This is a genomic window from Crossiella cryophila (assembly GCF_014204915.1).
Classification (GTDB): domain Bacteria; phylum Actinomycetota; class Actinomycetes; order Mycobacteriales; family Pseudonocardiaceae; genus Crossiella; species Crossiella cryophila.
The window spans coordinates 5,663,903-5,685,146 of sequence record NZ_JACHMH010000001.1 but is presented as its reverse complement, the minus strand read 5'-3'; the positions used below and the strand labels follow the sequence as shown (position 1 = coordinate 5,685,146).

Annotated in this window: 23 protein-coding genes and 2 pseudogenes; 8 read left to right on the top strand and 17 right to left on the bottom strand. The window is 69.9% G+C overall.

Features of this window, described 5'->3' with window-relative positions:
- Positions 1-47 precede the first annotated feature (47 nt).
- Genes kal through kdd form a run of 5 tightly spaced genes read right to left on the bottom strand, consistent with a single transcriptional unit; the run spans position 48 to position 5,410 of the window.
- Positions 48-446, bottom strand: coding sequence for a 3-aminobutyryl-CoA ammonia lyase (kal, locus tag HNR67_RS24885; RefSeq protein WP_185004637.1), 399 nt, complete (start codon positions 444-446; stop codon positions 48-50).
- Complete coding sequence (gene kamE / locus HNR67_RS24880) at positions 443-1,189, bottom strand: lysine 5,6-aminomutase subunit beta (protein ID WP_185004636.1); 747 nt, start codon at positions 1,187-1,189, stop codon at positions 443-445. The genes kal and kamE overlap by 4 nt, the downstream gene beginning before the upstream one ends.
- Positions 1,186-2,769: a lysine 5,6-aminomutase subunit alpha gene (gene kamD / locus HNR67_RS24875; RefSeq protein ID WP_312987971.1), complete on the bottom strand. Its 1,584-nt coding sequence runs from the start codon at positions 2,767-2,769 to the stop codon at positions 1,186-1,188. The genes kamE and kamD overlap by 4 nt, the downstream gene beginning before the upstream one ends.
- A complete protein-coding gene (locus HNR67_RS24870; RefSeq protein WP_185011064.1) occupies positions 2,766-4,391 on the bottom strand; it encodes an amidohydrolase in 1,626 nt (541 codons plus the stop codon). Before HNR67_RS24870 ends, kamD begins: the two co-directional genes overlap by 4 nt.
- A 5-nt stretch (positions 4,392-4,396) precedes the next feature.
- Positions 4,397-5,410 carry an L-erythro-3,5-diaminohexanoate dehydrogenase gene (gene kdd, locus HNR67_RS24865; protein ID WP_312987969.1) on the bottom strand — a complete coding sequence of 338 codons (1,014 nt, stop codon included), beginning with the start codon at positions 5,408-5,410 and terminating at the stop codon, positions 4,397-4,399.
- A 147-nt stretch (positions 5,411-5,557) separates the two neighbouring features.
- On the opposite strand from kdd, the gene HNR67_RS24860 reads away from it, so the two are divergent.
- From HNR67_RS24860 to HNR67_RS24850, 3 genes are all read left to right on the top strand, one after another.
- Entirely contained in the window at positions 5,558-6,934 is a 1,377-nt protein-coding gene (locus tag HNR67_RS24860) for a KamA family radical SAM protein (RefSeq protein ID WP_407645140.1), read from the top strand.
- Positions 6,935-8,030: 1,096 nt separating this feature from the next.
- Positions 8,031-8,342 carry a tyrosine-type recombinase/integrase gene (locus HNR67_RS44795; RefSeq protein ID WP_246492588.1) on the top strand — a complete coding sequence of 104 codons (312 nt, stop codon included), beginning with the start codon at positions 8,031-8,033 and terminating at the stop codon, positions 8,340-8,342.
- A gap of 385 nt (positions 8,343-8,727) precedes the next feature.
- Positions 8,728-8,994 carry a hypothetical protein gene (locus tag HNR67_RS24850; protein ID WP_185004633.1) on the top strand — a complete coding sequence of 89 codons (267 nt, stop codon included), beginning with the start codon at positions 8,728-8,730 and terminating at the stop codon, positions 8,992-8,994.
- Positions 8,995-9,019: 25 nt separating this feature from the next.
- Here HNR67_RS24850 and HNR67_RS24845 read toward each other — a convergent pair whose 3' ends face one another.
- On the bottom strand, positions 9,020-9,973 hold the full coding sequence (locus HNR67_RS24845; protein ID WP_185004632.1) for a hypothetical protein: 954 nt from the start codon (positions 9,971-9,973) through the stop codon (positions 9,020-9,022).
- 215 nt (positions 9,974-10,188) lie between these two features.
- Between HNR67_RS24845 and HNR67_RS24840 the strand changes: the two genes are divergently transcribed.
- Positions 10,189-11,358, top strand: a complete 1,170-nt coding sequence (locus HNR67_RS24840) for a serine hydrolase domain-containing protein (RefSeq protein WP_185004631.1) — start codon at positions 10,189-10,191, stop codon at positions 11,356-11,358.
- Positions 11,359-11,394: 36 nt separating this feature from the next.
- Here the strand turns inward: HNR67_RS24840 and HNR67_RS44790 are convergent, their stop codons facing one another.
- The 4 genes and pseudogenes from HNR67_RS44790 to HNR67_RS46720 all read right to left on the bottom strand — a co-directional run.
- Complete coding sequence (locus HNR67_RS44790; RefSeq protein WP_246492587.1) at positions 11,395-12,066, bottom strand: hypothetical protein; 672 nt, start codon at positions 12,064-12,066, stop codon at positions 11,395-11,397.
- The gene (locus tag HNR67_RS44785; RefSeq protein WP_185011814.1) at positions 12,063-12,332 is read right to left on the bottom strand and encodes a hypothetical protein; all 270 of its coding nucleotides are present in this window, start codon (positions 12,330-12,332) and stop codon (positions 12,063-12,065) included. The genes HNR67_RS44790 and HNR67_RS44785 overlap by 4 nt, the downstream gene beginning before the upstream one ends.
- Positions 12,287-13,078: a WD40 repeat domain-containing protein gene (locus HNR67_RS44780; protein ID WP_185011812.1), complete on the bottom strand. Its 792-nt coding sequence runs from the start codon at positions 13,076-13,078 to the stop codon at positions 12,287-12,289. The genes HNR67_RS44785 and HNR67_RS44780 overlap by 46 nt, the downstream gene beginning before the upstream one ends.
- Before the next feature lie 178 nt (positions 13,079-13,256).
- Positions 13,257-13,640, bottom strand: a pseudogene (locus tag HNR67_RS46720) (cellulose binding domain-containing protein); the annotation flags it as partial.
- Between the two features lie 114 nt (positions 13,641-13,754).
- On the opposite strand from HNR67_RS46720, the gene HNR67_RS46715 reads away from it, so the two are divergent.
- Together HNR67_RS46715 and HNR67_RS44770 are read left to right on the top strand one after the other, a co-directional pair.
- Positions 13,755-14,141, top strand: a complete 387-nt coding sequence (locus tag HNR67_RS46715; protein ID WP_185004630.1) for a lytic polysaccharide monooxygenase — start codon at positions 13,755-13,757, stop codon at positions 14,139-14,141.
- A 112-nt stretch (positions 14,142-14,253) separates the two neighbouring features.
- Positions 14,254-14,379, top strand: a complete 126-nt coding sequence (locus HNR67_RS44770) for a hypothetical protein (RefSeq protein ID WP_312987963.1) — start codon at positions 14,254-14,256, stop codon at positions 14,377-14,379.
- Between the two features lie 292 nt (positions 14,380-14,671).
- Here HNR67_RS44770 and HNR67_RS24805 read toward each other — a convergent pair whose 3' ends face one another.
- The 3 genes from HNR67_RS24805 to HNR67_RS44760 all read right to left on the bottom strand — a co-directional run bounded on the left by HNR67_RS24805 (position 14,672) and on the right by HNR67_RS44760 (position 16,271).
- Positions 14,672-15,286 carry an NAD(P)-dependent oxidoreductase gene (locus HNR67_RS24805; protein ID WP_185004629.1) on the bottom strand — a complete coding sequence of 205 codons (615 nt, stop codon included), beginning with the start codon at positions 15,284-15,286 and terminating at the stop codon, positions 14,672-14,674.
- 95 nt (positions 15,287-15,381) lie between these two features.
- The gene (locus tag HNR67_RS44765) at positions 15,382-15,792 is read right to left on the bottom strand and encodes a nuclear transport factor 2 family protein (RefSeq protein WP_312987962.1); all 411 of its coding nucleotides are present in this window, start codon (positions 15,790-15,792) and stop codon (positions 15,382-15,384) included.
- On the bottom strand, positions 15,789-16,271 hold the full coding sequence (locus HNR67_RS44760; RefSeq protein ID WP_246492586.1) for a nuclear transport factor 2 family protein: 483 nt from the start codon (positions 16,269-16,271) through the stop codon (positions 15,789-15,791). The genes HNR67_RS44765 and HNR67_RS44760 overlap by 4 nt, the downstream gene beginning before the upstream one ends.
- Positions 16,272-16,445: 174 nt before the next feature.
- Here HNR67_RS44760 and HNR67_RS24795 point away from each other — a divergent pair, with 174 nt between their 5' ends.
- Entirely contained in the window at positions 16,446-17,285 is an 840-nt protein-coding gene (locus HNR67_RS24795) for a helix-turn-helix domain-containing protein (RefSeq protein ID WP_221490035.1), read from the top strand.
- 103 nt (positions 17,286-17,388) lie between these two features.
- Here the strand turns inward: HNR67_RS24795 and HNR67_RS24790 are convergent, their stop codons facing one another.
- A complete protein-coding gene (locus HNR67_RS24790) occupies positions 17,389-17,589 on the bottom strand; it encodes a hypothetical protein (RefSeq protein WP_185004628.1) in 201 nt (66 codons plus the stop codon).
- Between the two features lie 311 nt (positions 17,590-17,900).
- Here HNR67_RS24790 and HNR67_RS44755 point away from each other — a divergent pair.
- Positions 17,901-18,158, top strand: a pseudogene (locus HNR67_RS44755) (hypothetical protein); the annotation flags it as partial.
- Here the strand turns inward: HNR67_RS44755 and HNR67_RS24785 are convergent.
- From HNR67_RS24785 to HNR67_RS24775, 3 genes are read right to left on the bottom strand one after another with little or no spacing between them, the layout of a single operon-like run.
- On the bottom strand, positions 18,064-18,606 hold the full coding sequence (locus tag HNR67_RS24785; protein ID WP_185004627.1) for a hypothetical protein: 543 nt from the start codon (positions 18,604-18,606) through the stop codon (positions 18,064-18,066). The pseudogene HNR67_RS44755 and the gene HNR67_RS24785 overlap by 95 nt on opposite strands.
- A gap of 19 nt (positions 18,607-18,625) precedes the next feature.
- Complete coding sequence (locus HNR67_RS24780) at positions 18,626-20,362, bottom strand: DNA/RNA non-specific endonuclease (RefSeq protein WP_246493493.1); 1,737 nt, start codon at positions 20,360-20,362, stop codon at positions 18,626-18,628.
- A gap of 2 nt (positions 20,363-20,364) precedes the next feature.
- The gene (locus HNR67_RS24775; RefSeq protein ID WP_221490034.1) at positions 20,365-20,937 is read right to left on the bottom strand and encodes a sensor domain-containing protein; all 573 of its coding nucleotides are present in this window, start codon (positions 20,935-20,937) and stop codon (positions 20,365-20,367) included.
- Between the last annotated feature and the right edge of the window lie 307 nt (positions 20,938-21,244).

Here is a 21,244-nt window from a genome sequence, read left to right as displayed (position 1 = left end):
GTCCGCGTGATATCCGCGTTATGTCATGGCTGGGTCACAGCAGGCGCTCAGCCCCCTGGCAGCGGCACCACCACCGTGCCGGTCGCCCTGGTGATCACCAGCGGCTCGGCCAGCACATCCGCCGAGGACGGGCCCCGGTCCGGGTTGGCCCGGCAGGTCACCCGCGCCTCGAAGGCCACCGACCGGGACCGGTTGCCGATCCGGGTCAGCGTGGCGGTCACCTCGACCACGTCCCCGGCGTGCAGCGGCGCCAGGAACTCCACGCCCGAGTATCCGGCGAAGAGGCCCTCGTCGCCGTCGGTCCGGATGCACAGCTCGGTGGCCACATCGCCGAACAGGCCCAGGCTGTAGGCGCCGTCGACCAGGTTGCCGCCGTAATGGGCGTGCGCGTACGGCACATACCGGCTGTGCGTGACCGAGAACCCTTCGACCAGTGCCGCGCTCACACCGCCACCTTCCGCTCGTTCATCGCGTGGACCAGGAAACTGGCCACCTCACCCGGGGTGGTGCCGCGGCCGAAGACCCGGTCCACGCCGAGTTCGCCCGCCATCAGCGGGTCGAACCTGGGCCCGCCCGCCACCAGCAGTGGGCGGCGTTCGCCCATGGCCTCGCGGAAGGCCGCGGACATCTCCTGGGTGTTGTGGATGTGCGCGTCCCGCTGGGTGACCACCTGGGAGATCAGCACCGCGTCGGCCTTCTCCGCGCGGGCCCGCTTGACCAGCTCGGGCACGGTGACCTGGGCGCCCAGGTTGATCACGCGCAGTTCCCGGTAGTACTCCAGGCCCTTCTCGCCCGCGAAGCCCTTGATGTTGAGGATGGCGTCGATGCCCACGGTGTGCGCGTCGGTGCCGATGCAGGCGCCGACCACGGTCATCTTGCGGCGCAACCGCTTCTTCACCGTGGCGTTGATGTCGGAGGGGGTCAGCAGCGGGTACTCGCGTTCGACCACCTGCACGGCGTCCAGGTCGATGATGTGCTGCACCGAGCCGTAGACCACCACGAAGGTGAAGTCGGCGCCGATGGGGTTGGAGTGCACCACCATGGCCGGGTCCATGCCCATCTTGTTGGCCAGCTGCTGGGCGGCGCCCTCGGCGCGCGGGCCGTGCGGGACGGGCAGGGTGAAGGACATCTGCACCATGCCGTCGCCGGTGGTGTCCCCGTACGGGCGGACGTGCCGCTTCTCGCTCATCGGTCGCTCCCCTCATCCAGCAGGTCACTGGCCGGGTTGACGTACCCGTCCGCCTTGACGATCACGCCGTCCGCGCCCTTGCCGCCGTCCGGCGGGCGTTTCATCAACCCGAAGGTGCCCTGCGCGATCGCGGTGAGCAGCCCGTCGTCGACCACTCGCTCCAGCAGGTCGACCGCCTCGCCGAGGACCTGGTTGGCGCGCTTGACGATGAAGCCGTCCGGGGCCGGCCGGAAGTCCTCGGCCAGCCGTCCGGCGGCGTTGAGCACGTAGCGCACGTTGGCCAGGGCCAGGTCGCGGTCGGAGAGCCACGGGGTCACCACGGCCTCGGTCATCATGCCCACCAACAGGATGCTCTGCCCAGTGAGCACCCCCGCCAGGTTGAAGAAGCCGTCGAGGAGGTGGCCGCGGAAAACGTCGCCGGTCATGTGCTTGGTCGGCGGCATCCACTTCAGCGGCGCGTCCGGGAACAGCTCGCGGGCCAGCAGCGCGTGCGCGAGTTCCATCCGGAAGGAGTCCGGCAGCTCCGGGTTGATCTCGAAGGCGTGGCCGAGGCCGAGCAGCTCGTCCGGCAGCCCGGCCTCGTGCGCGAAGTGCTCGTTGAGCAGCTGGGAGACCGTGACGGTGTGCGCGGCCTCGACCGCGTCCGCGGTGGTGAGGTAGTTGTCCTCGCCGGTGTTGATGATGATCCCGGCGCGGGCGTGCACCTGGCGGGAGAAGCGTTGGTCCACAAAGGTTCTGATCGGGTTGATATCGCGGAACAGGATGCCGTACATGCAGTCGTTGAGCATCATGTCCAGGCGTTCCAGCCCGCCGAGCACCGCGATCTCGGGCATGCACAGGCCGGAGGCGTAGTTGGTCAGCCGCACATACCGGCCGACCTCCTTGCTCACCTCGTCCAGCGCGGCCCGCATGATGCGGAAATTCTCCTGTGTCGCATAGGTCCCTGCGAACCCGTGGTGCGTGGCGCCTTCCGGCACATAGTCCAAAAGGGACTGTCCGGTGGAGCGGATCACCGCGATCACATCGGCTCCGGCGCGGGCGGCGTTGCAGGCCTGCACCACGTCCTCGTCGATGTCGCCGGTGGCCACGATCAGGTAGATCCACGGCCGCTGCGCCGGATCGCCGATGCGGTCGACGAGTTTGGCCCGCTGGGCGCGGTTGCGGTCGATCCGCCGCATGCCCTTGGCGATGGCCACCCGCGCGGTCTTGGCCGCCCGCTCGGCGGCTTTCCCGGTGGGCACGGTGAAGGTGACCTGACCGGCCGCGGTGGCCTCGGCCAGCTCGGTCAGATCGCCGAAACCGTGTTCCCGCAAGGCGTGGAAGACCGGCAGCACCGATCCGTGCTCCAGGCCGCAGTGCTCGCGCACGGTGTCCACCACCCGGTTCACCCAGGGCACATCGCCAGCGCGATGGGTGGTGTCCGCGCCGGTGATCCCGGCCAGGCGCAGGGTGGCGCGTTCCACCGCGACCGTGGTGTGCGCCTTGGCCAGGGTGACCACCGGCAGGGCGGCCTCGGCCGCCAGCCGCCTGGCCCGTGCGACGACCTCCGCGTCGAGGTCGAGCATTGTCTCGCGGCTCACCGGCGGTCCTCCTCGATGTGGTGGATGGTGCGCCCGCGCAACACGGTGCGCAGGCAGCGCGGCAGTTCGGCGTCGGCGTCCAGCCGGGGCAGGGCGGGCACCCGGGAGCGCGGGTCGGTGGACCAGCGCTGCACCTTCTCATCGGGCGCGGCCACCACCAGCTCCCCCGCCGACCACACCGCGTAGGTGGCGGGTGCGCCGGGCTGCAGGGTGCCGCTGATGCCGTCCTGGATGCCTGCGGCCCGCCAGCCGCCGCGGGTGTGCGCGGTGAAGGCGGCCCTCGGCGAGATGCCCAGGCCCTCGGTGCGGTGGTACACGGCGGCGCGCACGGTCGCCCACGGGTCCACCGGGGTGACCGGCACGTCCGAGCCGAAGGCGAGCACCATGCCTGCCGCGGCGACGGTGGCGAAGGGGTTGAGCTGGGCGCCGCGGGGCAGGCCCAGGCGCTGGGCGTAGGCGCGGTCGGTGCCGCCCCAGGCGTCGTCGAACAGCGGCTGCATGGAGGCGATCACGCCCCACCCGGCCAGCCGCGCGGCCTGTTCGGCGGTGACCATCTCCAGGTGCTCCAGGCGGTGGTGCCTGGCGGCCAGTGCGGCCGCGCCGACCACGTTCTCCGCCTTGGCGAAGCCCGCCACGACCTGGGCAACCGCCCGGTCGCCGATGACGTGGAACCCGCCCTGCACCCCGGCCCTGGTGCAGGCGATGAGGTGCTCGGCGACCGCGTCGGCGTCCAGGTAGAGCGCGCCGGAGGTACTCGGGTCGTCGGTGTAGGGCTCGCACAGCGCGGCGGTGCGCGAGCCGAGCGCGCCGTCCACGAACAGGTCCCCGGCCACCCCGGTGGCGCCGAGTTCCTTGGCCACGGCCAGCCCGCCCGCCTCGCCCCAGTAGCCGAAGACCTGCGGCACGTCCCCGGCCGCGGACAGTCGCAGCAGGTCGGTGAGGTCCTCGGGGCTGGAGATGTCCGGTCCGGCGCACTCGTGCACCGCGGCCACCCCGAGACTCGCCGCGTGCTTGAGGAAGAGCCGCTGGGCCTGCTGCCGCTGGGCGGTGGTCAGCGATTCCTTGGCCGCCCGGCGCACGTGGTGGTGCGCCGCGCGGGCCAGCGGGCCCTGCTCGGACCAGCCGTCGGCGTCCCTGGCCCCCGGGGCGCGGTGCAGCAGAGCGGTGGTGACCAGGGCGGAGTGCACGTCGATCCGGGACAGGTAGACCGGCGCGCCCCCGGCGGCCTCGTCCAGTTCGGCGCGGGTCGGCGGCCGGCCCTCGGCCCAGTTGACCTCCTCCCAGCCGTGCCCCCAGATCAGCACGCCGGGGTGCTCGGCGGCGTAGGCGCGGACCAGGTCCAGGCACTGGCCGAGGGTGCGGCAGCCGGTGAGGTCCAGACCGCTGTAGAGCAGCCCGGCGGAGGTGGCGTGCACGTGCGCGTCCACGAAGGCGGGCGCGACGAACGCGCCGTCCAGGTCGATGACCTCGGCGTCCGGGTGCAGGGCGCGGCCGACCGAGTCCTGCCCGACCCAGACCACGGTGCCGTCGGCGACGGCCATGGCGGTGGCATCGGGCGCGGCGGGCGAGTGCACGCGGCCGCCCAGCAGCAGCGTCGTGGTGGCGGGGTTCGGGAGGCTCATGGTGGTCACACCGGCGAAGTCTGCCGTTCGCGGGCCTCGAACATCATCCGGACCCCCGGCTCGGCGCGCAGCAGGTCCAGCGCGAAGTCGGCGTGTCCGGGCACGTAGCCGTTACCGACCAGCATCTCCACATCGGCGGCCAGCCCCTCCGCACCCAGTGCGGCGGCGCTGAAGGAGGTCGCCATCGAGAAGAAGATCACCGTGCCGCCGTCCGCGGTGGCCAGCACCGCCCCGTGCTCGCAGCCCGGCACGTCCACGCACACCACGGTGACGTCGACCTGCTCACCGACGGCCGCGCCGACCGCGACCGGGTTCCGGGCGTCGGCGAGCACCACCTCATCGGCGATCCCCGCGGCCCGCACCGAGGCGGCCTCGGCCTCGGTCGGCACCAGCGCCACCAGCCGCCCCGCCCCGGCCCGGCGTGCCGCGACCAGGGACAACGAGCCGGACTTGCCGCCGCCACCGAGTACGCACACGGTGGCCGGGCGGCCGCGTTCGACGTTCTTGCGGCGCACGATCCGGTCGGTCAGCGCGGGCGCGCCGCACACGTCCAGCACGGACAGCGCCAGCGATTCCGGCAGGTCAGCGGGCAAAACGGCGGCGATCGAACGGCCGAACAGCACCGCGGTCCCCCGGCAGGGCACCTGCTCCCCCGCCCCGTCCCAGCCGGCCAGCCCGTCGGTGATGACCAGCGGCGTCAGGCTCAGCGAGACCAGCGTGGCCACCCGATCCCCGGGCTTGAGCCCCAGCGGCGAGTCCGGGCCGACCGCGCGCACGGTGCCCATCAGCATGCCGCCGGACCCGGTCACCGGGTTCTGCATCTTGCCGCGCTCGGCCACGATGCCCAGCACGGCGGCCCGCAGGTCAGCGGCGTCCGGATGGGCTTCACGGAGCTGGCGATAGGAGGCCGCGTCCAGGTTGAGCCGCTCCACGTCGATCACGACCTCGGCCGGACCCGGCGTCGGATCGGGGTCCAACCGCCACGCCTGCTGGGGCAGCACCCCGGCGGGCTCGATCACGCGGTGCAAACCGTACGGGGACGAATCAACACGCTCCGTCACAGTCACCTCCGGAAGATTTACGTCAGCCTTGCGCTCTGGCAGCATATCTTTACGTCTTCCTGAGGGCGAGGAGTACTTATGACTGCGGTTCACGAGGTCGCGTCGGTGACTGAGGCGCTCGAACACGCTGCTCGGCAGCCGTACACCTATGTCCGGAAGGAGCTGGTCGAACCCGACTGGCGACGCTTCCCAGGATGGCGTGCGGTGACCGAGGCGCAGTGGCGCGACGCGCAGTGGCAACGGGTGAACTGCGTGAAGAACGCCAAGCAGCTGCGCAAGGTGATGGGCGATCTGCTCGCCGAGGACTTCTACGAGGACCTCGACGCCGACCAGCAGCGCATGGCCACCATGTCGATGCTGATCCCACCGCAGATGATCAACACCATGGTCCCCGAGGGCGCGTCCCCTGGCGAGGCGTTCACCAAGGCGTTCCTGGCCGACCCGGTGCGCAACTACATGATGCCGGTGGCCAGCGACCGCCTGCGCGAGTGGACCAGCCACCCGCACAGCAGCCGCGACTCCCTGCACGAGGCGGAGATGTGGGTCGTCGAGGGCCTGACCCACCGCTATCCGACCAAGGTGCTGGCGGAGATGCTCTCCACCTGCCCGCAGTACTGCGGTCACTGCACCCGGATGGACCTGGTCGGCAACTCAACCCCGTTGGTGGACAAGCACAAACTGTCCCTCAAACCGGTGGACCGGCAAGATCAGATGATCGACTACCTCAAACGCACCCCCGGCGTCCGAGACGTGGTCGTCTCCGGCGGCGACGTCGCCAACGTCCCCTGGCCGCAACTGGAATCCTTCCTGATGCGCCTGCTGGACATCCCCACCGTCCGCGACATCCGCCTGGCCACCAAGGCCCTGGCCGGCCTCCCCCAGCACTGGCTCCAGCCCAAGGTCGTCGAAGGCCTGGAGCGCGTCGCCCGCACCGCCCGCCGCCGCGGCGTCAACCTCGCCATCCACACCCACGTCAACCACGCCCAGTCGGTGACCCCACTGGTCGCCGAGGCCGCCCGCACCGCGATGGAGGTAGGCGTCCGCGACGTCCGCAACCAGGGCGTGCTGATGCGCGGAGTGAACGCGACCCCGGATGCGTTGCTGGACCTGTGTTTCGCGTTGCAGGGCGAGGCGAACATCCTGCCGTACTACTTCTACATGTGCGACATGATCCCGAACGCCGAGCACTGGCGGGTCGCGGTGTGGGAGGCGATGGAACTCCAGCACGCGATCATGGGGTACCTGCCGGGGTACGCGACGCCGCGGATCGTGTGTGACGTGCCGTATGTGGGGAAGCGGTGGGTGCACCAGATCTCGGAGTACGACCGGGAGCGCGGGATCTCCTACTGGACAAAGAACTACCGGACCGGGATCGAGCTGCAGGACGACGCGGCACTGGACCGGCGGTACCCGTACTACGACCCGATCACCTCGCTGCCGGAGACCGGCAAGCAGTGGTGGACCGAGCACCAGAACGACTAACCACAATGGACGGTGCGGAGCCCGACTTCCGGGCTCCGCACCGTCCATTCGTCATGTTCGGGACGAGCTGATCGAGCCCATCTGAAGCCTGACAATACCCGACACGGCCGGAGCAACTCCGTGCACGACACCGGCTCCCGCTCGCCGACAGGGCCGCAAGGTCACCTGGTCCGGGCGCCAGAAGCACGAAGCGGGCCAGCTTTCGCACGAGCTTCCCCGGAACAGACCTGATGCTGAGTTGGCTACCGGCACGGAATCGTTGTTGTTCAGGAAGTGTCGTCCCCACGCACGCGGGGCGGGTCTCAGCACTGAGGCCGAAGTGAGCTTGGAACCGCTGGTTTCGCGACAAGAAGGACCCGGTCACCGGCGAGCCGGTGCTCAATCGGTCCGGCACCGGTGACCGCCACCGCGTCCGCTACACCGACCTTGACGGCCACGAGAAGTCCCAGTCCTTTCCGGACAAACAGATGGAACTGGCGAGGGACTTCAAGACCAAGGCCGAGAACGACCTCATGGAAAAACCTACCGCTCGCCGAACGCGGGCCAGATCTACGCTTTCATGGGCCACAAGTACCTCGACGGCGTCGATGTCGACGTACTTCGAGACTGGCTCGAATGGATGAACCGGCCCAGCGGCGGAATCTCCTTGACCTACCAGCAAGAAGCCTGGCGCACCTGTCGGCGATGCTCGACGCCGCAGCTGTCGAAGGCAAGATCAGGTTCAACCCGTGCCGCAGCAAGTCGATCGCCGCCCCCAAAGCACGCCCCCGGCCGATCCGCCCATGGCCCATAGCCAAGCTGCACAAGGTCCACACCGGACTGGCGGACAGGTCAAAGGTGTGCGTCCCACTCGGCACCGGACTCGGACTGCGCCAAGGCGAGATCCTGGCCTTCACCCTGGATGACGTCGACCGCGAGGAGATGGTCTACCACTGCAACCGCCAGATCCACTACAAGGGCGGACTGCGCTCGTTCCGGCTGCCCAAAGGCCACAAGGCGCGCACGGTCCCCATCGGTGAAGGCATCCTCGAGGGGCTGGACGAGTACGCCGAGATCTTCCCACCGCGACGGAAAGCGGACCGAGACGGTCAACCTGTTGCTGACCAACAACAAGGACTGGGCCTGGATCGGCTCCATGTTCAACAGCGACCAGTGGCAGCCCGCCTTCGCCAACGCCGGCCTGGACTTCGTCACCGGCGACGAAGACGGCATGCACCAGATGCGCCACCTGTTCGCCTCCTACATGCTCACCCAGGGCGTCAGCATCAAGGAACTGGCCGCCTACCTGGGACACACCTCCGAGGCATTCACGCTCAAGACCTACGTCCACCTGATGCCGTCCAGCCACCAACGCGCCAGGCTCGCGGCGAACCTCATGTTCCCGCCCCGCGCAACCCAAGCAGCCTGACAACGCCTCGCGTGACACCATCCGAGGCACCCGCAGCAAGCAAGATCAAACATGTTGTCGGTCAGCGACCCAGTCAGGGACACAAGGCAGGCAAAGCGGCCGCATCTGAGCCGCCAGATCAGTTTGCGATCTGCCTGGGCTCCTCCTCCAGCCCCAGAGAACGAGGCTCCGGCAATCTGCGCACGATCCGCAAGTCCCATCCTGGGCTCGGACGAACCTGTCGCACCCGCATGGGTACCGACGCCACCCGACACAGTTGCCAAGGCGGCTTCGTGCCCGACCTACCCTCCTGCTGCCCGCCACGGTCCCGCAGGCACACGTGGCCCGAGCCCCTGATCGACCGCACCGCGCTGGCCCGCTACCTGTCGTCCCCGCGCGAGCGGGGGTGGTGTCCCCGCTCGGCACCCCGGTCCTGCTCGTCCACCTGGGGCTGGACGCGACCGAGTTCGCCACCGGTCACCCGATGTCCACCATCGTCGACGACTTCAACAAGTACTGGCGACCGACCGGCGACGCGGTCAGCGGCATCGACCCGCTGCTGGGGTCCTACAACCCGGTGCTGAACGCCTCGGCCTCGGGCGGAGCGCTCGACGCGGCCCGAAGGGCGGAACTGCTGGAGGCGCGGGCCCGATCCCGTGGTGACGGCTCCTGACCTCCACGCTGGACCGCCGGCGCGCTCAGTAGGGGGCGGCTTCAGCGATCCTGACCTGCTTGTGGTCGCTCCCGCCGTTGGGAGTGATCCTCATCAGCAGGGACTTCCCCATGGTGTCCACGCTGATCCCCACCGACCAGGGACCTGGGACCTCGAGTGCGCCGTGGATCTGGCGGTACTCGCAGTCCCGGGTGAAGCCGCGGCGCTGGGGGTCGAAGTCCGCGCCGAACTTGTAGTACAGCTCGAACGGGACGGACAGGCGGGTGAGGGTCACCGTGCTGTCGCGGCGGACGAAGACGCTGGCCTGCGGCTGGGCGGCGTCCTTACCGGACACGGCGGAGACCACGGCGTCCAGCCTGCTGTTGTTCTTGATGGTCACCGTGGTGGGGCCGCCGGGTCCGCGCTGCAGGAGTTCGCCGTTGCCAGGGGTGCGGGTCTCGAGCTCGGGCATGGCCGGCGCAGGGGGCAGGGGCCAGCCGGTGAACTGGAGGCCTGCCTTGGTGAAGGCCTCGGGCAGGGGTGCGGTGGTCGGGGTGTTCAGGATCTGCCGGGTGGCGATCTTGGCTTCGTGCAGGCTGAGTGCTTCTGGCGAAGGCACACCGCAGGAGTTGTTGCCGGTGCCGGAGATGGCGGTGCTCAGGTCCTTCCTGAAGGTGAACAGGTCCTCGAGCAGCTTCCGGTGGGGCACAGCGGCGGTTTTCGGCGGGAGGAAGGCGTCGAAGGCGATCCGCTGCTTGCCCGACAGGGTGCTGAGCCGGAGGCGGGTCTGGTTCAGCTGCTCTAGTGTGGCGGCCTGGTTCACCTGCTCGGTGAGCGGACGGATCTCCGCCACCAGGTCGTCGAGCTTGCGCTGGTAGTCCGTGGCGCTCAACTCGGGCGGGGCCGCGGGCTTGGGCGGCTGCGCGGACCCGCCGCAGGCGGAGGCGACCAGCACCAGAGCGCACACCACCGCACCGACCCGGACAATCAACACACTCATTTGCTTCCCCCGACTCACTCCGACTCCGAGTCAAGGTACAGACCATTCGGCCTAGCCAGTACTGACAAATGTACTCAGAACACCACCTCGCCTGGGCGCAGCAGCGCTCGGCCTTGGCCAGTGGCCACCGCGCTGAAGAACAGCTGACAGGTGTCACGCACACCCGTGATAGGCGGCACTGGTGCGATGACCACCCTGGCGGACATCCTGGCCCCATGGCCCCATCAGCTGTGAGCAGAAGGGCGCTGACCGTGCTCGGCGCCTGCGCCCTGGCGGTCAGCGCGATCACGCCCACCGCCACCGCCGACCCGTCGCGTCTGGACCCCGCACTGCGCGCGGTCGTCGCGGCGGGGGTGCCCGCCAGTTATGCCGAGGCGGTGACCGGCGGCCGCCCTGAGCGCGGCGTGGCAGGCACCGCGGAGCTGGGCCAGTCGCGGGCACCGAACCCGACCGGCCGGTTCCGGGTGGCCAGCGTGACCAAGACCTTCGTCGCCACCGTGGTCCTGCAACTGGTGGGCGAGGGCAGGCTGGGCCTGGACGACCCGGTGGCCCGGCACCTACCCGGACTGCTGCCGTACCCGGAGCCGATCACCGTGCGCCAGCTGCTCGGCCACACCAGCGGACTGCCCCGCGACATCGTGCACTGGACCACACCGGCCGAGGTGGACACCGTGCGCTTCCAGCGGTTCAGCCCCGAGCAACTCGTGCGCGAGTCGACCACCGGCAAGCCGCTGCTGTTCGCTCCCGGCGCCTCATTCTCCTACTCCAACACCGGCTACACGGTGCTGGGCCTGCTGGCCGAGAAGCTCACCGGTCGCCCGTTCGCGGTCGAGCTGGCCCGCCGGATCACAGTGCCACTCGGCCTGCGGGACACAGAGTTCCCCACGCACCAGCCATTCCTGCCCCGCCCGGCGGCCCGCGGCTACGAGCAGCTGTACCCGGACGAGCCGCCCACCGACGTGACGACCTACGTCATGTCCCGGCTCTGGGCCTCCGGCAACATGATCAGCTCGGCCCGTGACCTCAACCGCTTCTTCGCCGCCCTGTTCGCCGGCGACCTGCTGCCACCGGCGCAGCTGCGCGAGATGACCACCGCCCGCCCCGGCGCGCTGGGCCCCTTCGGTTACGGCCTCGGCCTGATGACGGTGGCCGGCCCGTGCGGCGGCCCGGACTGGTGGGGCCACGGCGGCGACTTCGCGGGCTTCAACACCTGGAGCATGCACACCAGGACCGCCGACCGCCAGATCAGCGCGGGCATGAGCATGGACCTCACCGCACCGACCGCCGCGCGGCTGGCCATGCTCAACCAGGTCCTGCCCGCCGCCCTGTGCACCGGCCCGGCACCCCGCACCGCCGCACCGCTCACCCCGCCCGACCTGCGCTGAAGCCCTGGGCGCCGGCCACAGCCCGGCTTGGCGGCGCTACCTGCCGGTCGCCGGGCAGACCGGCTGAGCAGGCAGTCGCACCGGCAGGGCGGCCTGGTCCTCGGCGGTGAAGGCCCGTTTGCCGATGACCCGGCACAGCTCCCGCTGCCAGTGGCCGGGATCCAGCGGCAGCGGGCCACCCAGCCCGCCCACCCGGGCCACCAGGACGATGCTGCTGTCCCTGGATCTGCCCATGAAGCCGTAGGACACGCCGCCCTGGCCGCTGGGGTCGAACTTGGCGCTGACCACGTCCGGCCCGATCGGCACGGTCGCGGTGACCCGGCCGGTGGTCAGCTCCACCACCGAGACCGGGGAATGGCCGCGCACGATCACGGTGACCTGGTTCGGCGCCGGGTACACGCCCACCCCGACGGTGCTGGCGTCCCCGGGGATCGGGGCGGGCACCAGGGCGGTGGCGTCGTAGTGGGCGAGTTGGCCGCCGGTGCGCGGATCCCACTGCCGCACCTGCCCGTCGACGGTGGTGATCAGGTTGCCGGTGTGGTCGAAGGCGTAGTTGTAGACCAGGTCCTGTTCTGGGCTGCCGCTGGCCGTGGTGATCCGGCTGACCTCCCGCAGCGCCGCGGTGTCCCGCACCATCACCGTGTTCCTGGTGGTGCGGTAGGCCAACAGCGAACCTTCGGGGTTGAGGATGAGGTTGTTCTCCTTCAAGTCCGATGGGTTCGCCGGAGCGGGCACCTCGGCGAGCAGGCGGTCGGCTGGCTGGGCACCTCGGTGTAGATGATCCGGTTGTTGGTGCTGCTGGCCAGCAGGAGTTTCCCGGCTGCCTCCAGCAGGTCGAACCGGTGGGCGGTCACGCCGGAGGTCATGGCGACCTCGGCTATCCGCTTGCCCTGCCGCAGATCCACGTGGGCCAGGGGCATCCCCGGGGTCAGGCTGAAGGGCAGGCCGGTGGCCAGACTGTTGTCCTGCACCATGGCTCGCTCCCCGGTCCGGTCCACCGCGAGGTTGGCGCAGACCAGCTCGGTCGCCTGGTGGGCGGGGCCAGGCGGCGCGCCTTCGGCGATCGGCTGGCGGTACAGCTCTTCCCGCTCCTGGTCCAGCTGGCGGCAGACCACCATGGCCGTGCGGTCGCTGGAGACCCTGATCCGCTGCCGGTGACCTGGCGCCACCACGGTCCGCGGCTGGCCGGCTGGGGCGCTGACCCGCCGATGGCGCCAGCGTCGAGATCCCACCAGACCAGCCGGTCCTCGGTGGGCACCAACAGCAGCCTGCCGTCCAACGACAGGGACACCGCGTTGCCCTGCTGCGCCATCTTCACCAGCCTGCCCGGCAGCCGGGGCAGCTGGCGGATCTCACCCATCGCCGCCTCGGCCTCCGGATCCACCGGGAACCAGCCACCGGTGCCGTCGTCGTTGACGAAGGCCGCCCGCCGCCCGTCCGCCGAGACCATCGGGTGCCGCACGTAGGAGGGTGGCACCTGCCTGGCGCGTACCTGGCCGGCACTGGTCTCGGTGAACAGGGTGGCCTGCCCGAGGTTGCTCACCGCCAGCACCACCCGGCCGTCCCGGCTCGCGGGCTCGTGCGCGAGGTACTGCCGCATCAGCTGGTTGCGCGCCTCCTGGGTCGGCGCCCGGGAGTCGGCCAGCGTGCGCTGCTCCTCCCCGCGCACCCAGGCGCTGACGAACAACCCGGCCAGCAGCACCGCGGCCACCACCAGCACCACCAGCTCCGACCGGGCCAGTCGTCGCGCGTGCCGCCGCCTCCGCCGCTGCTCGCGGCCCTGCTCGAGGTAGTCGCGTTCGCCCTGGTCCAGATCGGGGGCCCGGTCCGGCAGCCAGCGGGCCGAGCCGGCGGTGGGCCAGCACCGGCTCCAGGAAGTCCGCGCGCAGCGTGCCCGGCACGTGCAGCTGATCCGGGACGCCGGGGTCGAGGAGCACCTGGGCCAGCGCGTGCACCGCCTGCTCCGGCCGTTCCAGCAGTTCCTCGAACTGGTCGAGCACCACCAGCAACCGCCGCGCCCCGTGCCGCGCCAGCAGCAGCGGCAGCAGCTCGTGCAGCCCCTGCCCGGTCACGGACAGGCCGGGCTCCAGCAGCGGGAGCAGCGCCGCGGCCTGCCCGTTGGCCTGGTAGCCGACGGTCACGCTCTGACCGGGCTCGAGGTCGCCGTTCCAGCTCTCCGCGGCGGCGGTGACCGTCGAGCCGCTCTGCGTCACCGTCGCGTGCCAGCCGATGGTGATCGCAACGCCCGACGTCGTGTTCCAGGTGGACCACCAGTTCCGCACGTGCGCCACCGCCTGACTGATCGTGGTGACCGGCGGCCCGAGCGCACCGGCGCCGCGACCTGCTCGACCGTCCTCGTCCGCACCGACCAGGCCCCTGCCCTGGCACACGGGGCCATGATGCAACCGGGCAGCCGGACCTTCTTCTGCTGGAAGGACGGCCTCACCCCCACCGGCGAGATCACACCGAAGAACCCGGCCTGCGCGGCCGCGGTGGCACAGAGCGGCACCAATCCGCTGTACAACTGGTTCAGCGTGCTGTGCTCCGACGGCGAGGGCCGCACCCGCGGCTTCGTGCCGGACGGCCAGCTGTGCAGCGGCGGCAACACCGCCTTCTCCGGCTGGAACCAGCCCAGGAACGACTGGCCGCGAACCCGCCTGACCGCGGGCACCGCCATCACCTGGTCCTACAACTCCTGGGCGGGCAGGCTGCCTGCGGGCAAGAGCGGCAACCACCTCATCTACTCGGTGTGGAAGCGTTCGGACAGCAAGGAAACCTTCTAAGGCTGCTCGGACGTGGTCTTCGACGGCGGCAACGGCGAGGTCACCGGCATCGGCGGCGGGCCAGCGCATCGCCAGCCTGTGGGACGGCACGCACGCGGTCACGGGCGGCACCGTGACCGTGCGCAACACCGAATGGAACCGCAGTGCGGCACCCGGTGGCCAGACGAGCTTCGCACTGGTCCTGGACTCTCCCGGCGATCTCCAACCCGGGAGCGCCCTGAGCTGCGACAGTCCCTGACCGGCGCACCACAGGACGGGATCCCCCGCCGCCACCCGGGATCCCCTCCGCCCGGTGGCTTCGACCGGCCCGCGTACGCGAGCTGACTCGGAAGATCCGGGCCGCGGCGGCCGCCTGGCCGGTGGAGGTCAGCGGGAGAACTGCCGGACCGGGGCGGCAGTGGTGGAGCGAGCACCAGAACGGCTGACCAGCCGTCGATTCGAGCCCCGAAACCGGGCAGCCTGGAAGTGGACCAGCTCGGCTGCGTCCACAATGGACAGATGAGCGCAGCGCCCCGGCGGCAGGCAGATCGTCAGCGCGTGAGCGGGACGGCGATCTGGCCGGGGAACCGCGGGTTCTCCGCTTCGTCGAGCATCGCGGCGGCAACGGTGTCCCGGCTCACCATGATGCGGAAGATGCTCTTGGGGGAGGCATCGAGGCCGACGGTGCGCCGGGACGGGCTGATCGGTTTGTTCGACAGGGGCCCGGCGTGGAAAACCGTCCCGCCGGCTTCGGTGACCACGGCGTCCGACTCGACCTTGTCGGCGACCTCCGCTCCGAGTCCGCTGAGGATCAGCCGGTTGAGCGCGCTTGCCACCGCGGCCGAGGGGCCCGTGCCGTAAGCACCCAGCCAGATGACGCGGGCGCCCGAGGCCACCGCCGATCGGGCGCCCGCGGTCAGCACACCCGGTTTTGTCCCCTTGGGCACACCCAGTCCGGACAGCACCAGTTCACTGCCTTCCAGCGCCGAGTCAATCTCGTCAGTGTGGAACACGTCCGCGACGATCTTGGTCAGCCCCGGGGCGTCCGGAACGGTGATCCGGTCCGGATCGCGGGCGATGGCCCTGACGATGTGGCCACGTTCGAGTGCCTGCCGGGTGAGGGAGAGTCCGGTCGGGCCGGACGCGGCGAGAACGGTGAGGTGCATGAAAATCTACTCCTGGGGGGTCAGTGCAAACGATGTTTCCAGTTCGCGCGCCGCCGCGCGGGGGCCGGTTCGTCCCCTGCTTACCGAGTCGGATTTCAGTCGAGGATGTTCAGCTGTGCCGATGCATCCGGGGCATCGACCGGATCGAGGTAGAAGCGGACCGCTCCGGCGCGGCCGTCCTCGACCCGGATGATGACCGTGCCGCGGATGGTCTCGACGACCCCGTCGGCCCGCGTGCCGATCATCTCCCACTCCGTCCACACCCGGTCACCGTCCACCACGGAGTCGATGACCCGGGCGTCCAGGCCGTTCGAATACCGGGCGAAGATCGTCGTGTAGTTCGCGCGAACCTGGTCGGCACCGCGGAAGGAGCGAGCAGGGTGCACCGGCATCACGCAGTCGAAGTCGTCGGTGTAGTTGACCACCAGCTTTTCGACGTCACGTTCGGACATCGCCGCGGCCATTCGAAACGGAACGGCGCGCACTTCCTCGGTAGACGCACTCACTTCTCGCCCTCCTTGTACGCAGACCCCTTGGCGATCGCGTAAAGCTCGGGGTTGCCCTCGAAAGGGGCTTTTCGCACGACGCGGATGCGCCTCAGTCGCCATTCATTGTCGACCCGCCGCAGGTCGACGTGCCAGAAAGCACGCACGACGAGCCAGTCCACCTCGTCGGTGGGAACGTGGTGGTAGGCCACCATGAAACTCCGGCAGGTAGCGTGGTCGCCCGCAAGCTCGACGATGACGTTGGAGGTCGAGTGGTGAGTGCTCTGAAACCCTTCCAGCGCCGTCCGGCAGGCGGCCACGAAATCATCGGCACTCAATTCTTGTGGCGGCGCGCCCAAGTGCTCGGAGACGTCCATCGTGACGGTATCGGCGAGGATCGCACGCAGATCGTCCCAGTCCTTCAGATCCTGTGACCAAGCGAAACGGGCCACGGTCTCGGCGACAGCGACCCGGTCGGCGAGGTGGTTGACATCAGTCATGAAAATTCCTTTATCGAGAACACGATCGGAAAAAAAGTCGAGTGCGGAGCGCGTGTCTACACAGATTCACGTGCGCTGTCTCCGCCTTCCCGGTACCCATTCTTCCGGGTTTCGGCCGCCGTAGCAGGGGCCAGGATGTCCCCCCTAGTCGGATGCCGCTGATATTCTTCGGCCATGCCGGACGCGAGCACTTTGGGAACGGTGTTGCGGGAGCGACGTGAACGCACCCGACCCGAACAGGTGGGTGTCGTCGGTCACGGCCGCAGGCGCACGGGCGGCCTGCGCCGGGAAGAGCTCGCCGAATTGGCCGGCGTGTCGACGGATCACCTGAAACGCATGGAGCAGGGTCGTCGGCATCCCTCGCCCGGTGTGTTGAACGCCCTGGCCCGAGCACTCCGGGTGAGCAGAGCGGAGTACGAGCACCTGTGCGCGCTGGCCGGTTACGCGCCGGTGGAAGGGCTGGTGCCACGGCAGCTCAGTGATGGCGCGCGCCGGCTCGTGGACCGGCTGGCGAGCACGCCGGTGTGCGTACTCGACGCCACCTGGACGGTCGTCGGCTGGAACCGGGCTTGGGAAGCGCTGGCCTGCGGGGTGCCCTCGCTCCACCCGCGCGAGGGCAACATCCCCTGGCGGGTGTTCGTCGGTCAGGGCGGCCAGGTGCTGCGGTCGCCGGGTGACGACGCGCGCTTCCGGCGCCTGCTGGTGGCCGAACTGCATGCGGCCTCGACCCGCTACCCCGCGGACGAAGACCTGGCGTCTCTGACCGCCGACCTCCAGCGCGCCAGCGCCGTGTTCGCCCAGCTCTGGGCGAGCACGCCCACCGCCGGGCAGCACGACAGCCGGATGCTGCTGCGGCACGAGGATCTGGGGCGGATCGCACTGGACTGCGACACCGTCCACATTCCCGACGGCGACCTGAGGGCGGTGGTGTTCACGGCAGACCCGGGCTCGACCGAGGCCACGTCGCTGACCGAGTTCCTGCTGGAGGCCCGCAGCGCGCAGGCCGGCCAGTGAACGGCTGGATCGAGCGCATGAGCGGTCGCCGCCGCACCGGGAATCGCCGAGCAGCAAGGGTGTGGCGCGTTCGGCGGAGCCGGTGCTCGTAGCCACGGCTGCCTCAGCGTGTGAGGTTGCCGGCCCTCGGCTCGTCTGGGCGCGGTGCTGCCAGCCGCTGGAACTCCTCCTCGGAGATCGGGAGCACGGTGTTCCCGAGGAAGGCGTGCGATCTCCCCATGAACGCGGCGACGTGGCGTGCGCTGCGGAAGTGCGGCTCGCCGAGTTCCACCACCCACCAGCCGGACTCCAGCCGCCCGAGCACGTCGGTGTGTTGCCGGCAACGCGAGGATGCCGACCAGCCTGTCCGTCGTCCCCGCGTGTGCGGGGGTGGTCCCCTGCCCGCGGACTGGATGCGGCCCCTGCTCCCGTTGTCCCCACGTGTGCGAGGGTGGTCCCACGCCGACGGCCCGGAGAGGGCGCGCCTGCTGGTCGTCCTCATGTTTGCAGGGGCTGGCCCGTCGAACGTCAACGTGTCCGGGTTGACACGCCCAACTCTGTGACGGCCCACAGACGACCCCATGATCACCTAACAGGTCCAAAACACAAGTTCAGCACCCTTCCAGCTCTACTTCACTGATCATGTGCGACGTGCCGTATGTCGGGAAGCGGTGGGTGCGCCAGACCTCGGAGTACGACCGGGAGCGCAGGATCTCCTACTGGACAAAGAACTACCGGACCGGGATCGAGCTGCAGGACGACGCGGCACTGGACCGGCGGTACCCGTACTACGACCCGGTCACAGCTTCTTCCAGGTCGCCTCTCCCCTGCCCCACAGGACGATGTCCCCGTCCAGGGGACTGGTGGGGAAATCGCCGCGCAGGGTGCGGGTGAGGAATTCGGCCATGCCGCAGTCGTAACGGGTGAACCGGACCTCGCCGCGGTCGAACACCAGCACCGGCCACTCCGCCGGGTCGGTCGCGGTGGCGTCCCAGCAGAACATGTCCGCACCGCTGGAGGCCGCCCAGGTGATCAGTGCGGGGGATGTCCCTGCCAGCTCGGGGGACTTGGACGCCATGTTCCAGGTTTCCTCCGCGTTGCCCGTCTCGTGGACCATGCCGTTCCAGCCTGCCTCGTGCAGGGGTGCCTTCGCCTGTGGGGGGATGACCTCCAGGAAGTCCTGGATCGTCCCGGCGCCGTTTACCTGGATGAATCGCTGGTAGTCGGGTGGGAACGGGCGTTGCCATGACCGGGCGATCTCCGCCCAGTCGAGGTGGGGCCCGCCGGTGGGTGGTGGCGGCATCAACGTCATCAGGATGTCCACATCGGCTGCCGAACTCATCGGTGCTCCTTCGCCCTGGTCACGCTGTGCCGCCGGTGGGAACCGGTGCGCCCGCGTCGGTCTGCGTGCCCAGGTTGTATCCGTTGGAGAGGATGTTCGGCACGACGGCGTTGAGGCCGATCGCCGGGGTCCCGTCCGGATAGGTGCCCTGGATCGACACGTGGTAGCCCGTTGGGACCGTCCTGTTGCCCGAGTACCGGGGAGTCACGCGGTACATCACCTGGGCATCGCCGGCGTCGATCACCGTTCTTACCTGTTGCTCCCACATGGCCATGTGGTTGAACCTGTACTGCTGCGAACTTCGCTGACTGGCGTTGGCGCCGCGTGCGCAGGGCGAGAGGTTGCGCAGGTCGCTGCCGGACCCGCCGAGCTGTTTGGCGAGCAGATGACAGGCATTGATGTCGCGGGTCGGGGACAGGCCCTTGGTGGTGGCGAAACCCTGCGCCCACAGGTAACCGGGCGGCTGCGCGCCAACCGCGGTGCCGGTGTGGCTGGCGAGGTAGCCGCGGTTCAGGCATGCGGTGATCCCCTGGGCACGATGTCCGTTGGCGGGGTCGGTGTCCTGGATCTTGTCCCAGCCTTGCGGGCCGCAATCGACCGGTTTCTCGGGCCGTCGCCCGGTGGGACGGCCACCGGGCACGCTCTGGACCCGGATGAGGTTGAGCATCCTGCCGTCCACGAGGGCGGTGGCCTGCCCACCGTCGTTGATCGCCTGGGAGACGGGATCCGGTGCGGCTCCGGGAGCCACGACCTCCAGTGCGGTGAACGTGCGGTTGTCCGGGTTCAGGATGAGGCCGTCGTAGGAACGGTAGGGGGACAGGCCCGCCGCCTTGCCCGGCGTGAGCCGCTGCACCGTGCCGGGGGTGAGCAGGACCCGGACCGGTTGCGGGTGGACGGTGACGCCATTGGCTTCGCCGTACTTGGTCAGGGCGTCGCGGATGGCTTTCGGGGAGCTGGGGTCACCGCCGTCGTTGCCTGCCCGCCCGAGGTCGGCGGACACCCTCGCCGGGCGTCCCTGGTCGCCGCCGGCCGTCAGACCGGCTGCGGCTCCGTTGTTCTGGGGTGCTGTCGCGGCTTCCTGGAGTGCGGCGGCAGTCTGCTCCAGCATGGTCCGCAGCTGGGATTGCAGGGTGGTGATCCCGTTGTTGTGGGCCGTGATCCGCTGGTTGAGTTGCTGTTTCTCCCGATCCAGCTGCTGACCTTCGGTGGTGATCTGGTTCTGTTCGGCGGTGGTCGCTGCCTTCTCGGCGTTGAGTGCGTTCTGCTTGGCCTGGATCTGGCTCTGCTCGGACCGGAGCTGGGCGGCTTCGGCGTTGTAGGCCATGTACGCCGCTTGCTGCTGGGGCAACCGGAAGGTGTTCGGCCTGGCGTTGTGCGCGTTGATCCGCACCTGCAACGCCGCGGTCTCCTGGTTCAGCGCGGCGGCCTTGCCGTTCCAGCCCGCCGCCTTCTGCCGGACCGCACCGGATTTCTGGTTGTGCGCCTGGATCTTGGCTTCTTCGGCCTGCTTCTGCTGGTTCAGCTGCCGACTTTGCTCCTGCTCCTGGAGCACCCGCGTCTCGATCGCCTTCAGCTCGGCGAGGAACTTGGGGTCGAGCTGGCCGCCGAGGTCCAGCCCGCCGGGGCGTGGTGGCGCCAGCACCGCGGTGTCGGCGGCCGCCACCCCCACGCTGGGCAGGAAAGCCAGCAGGGCGACGGAGATGACGGCCAGGGCGCGTCGCAGGAACGGCGAGGGGTGGGGGCGGTGGCGTGTCATCGTCACCCACTCACCCTGGCGGCGAGCTGGTCGGCGATCGTGCCGGCGACCTGACGGCTGTCACCGGCCTGGCAGACCGCGACCTGGAGCACCGCGCGTCCTTTCAGCCGTGCCTGCCGGTGGCAGGCCCAGCCGTCGCCGGCGTCCTGGGTCGCGACCCAGCTCACCGCCTCCGCGGTGGCGGTGTGGAGTTCGTAGTTCCACTGGGAGGCACGGTGGCCTGCCGCGCCGCCTGCCCGCACCGCGGTGGGGCAGTTGGCGATGCCGTTGGACACGGTGGCGAAGACCTGGCTGGCGTCGTCGCTGGTGGGGTACAGGCCGATCACCTGGGTGACGGTGTGGTCGGCCTGGGTGTCGGAGTCCTGGTAGGTCACCGACCCGAAACTCGTCCAGCCGTTGGCGTAGACGGCCTGCGTGGCCGGGCCGACCGCCACCGCGCACTCCAGCGGGTCGGCGGACAGCGCCGGTGGCGGTTCGCTGGTGCCGTGCTGGGACCGCAGGGTCTGGCCGAGCGCCTTGCTGACCTCCTCGGCAGGCAGCACACTGGCCTGCACCGTGCCGGGCACCGCGCCCATCCCCGAGGGCCATAGCCACCAGGTGATCCCGGCTCCTACCGCCAGGATGGCCGTGGTGGCGCCGAGGATCCACCAGAGGCGCCTGCGTGGCCGAGGCTGGGCAGTGTGCAACCCACTCGTGTCCGGCTGTGGTGGTTCACCGGCCGGCGGTGGCTGGTGCATCGGTCCCCCGTTCGGAATGGTCGCGCTGATGTCGCGATCTATAGCGCGCGACCGCAGGCGGCTCGGTTGACTTCGGCCAACATCACCCGGATCGCCTAGTACGCCGCCTTGGCCGCGATTCCATCGCGGCCAACGGTTCGGGCAC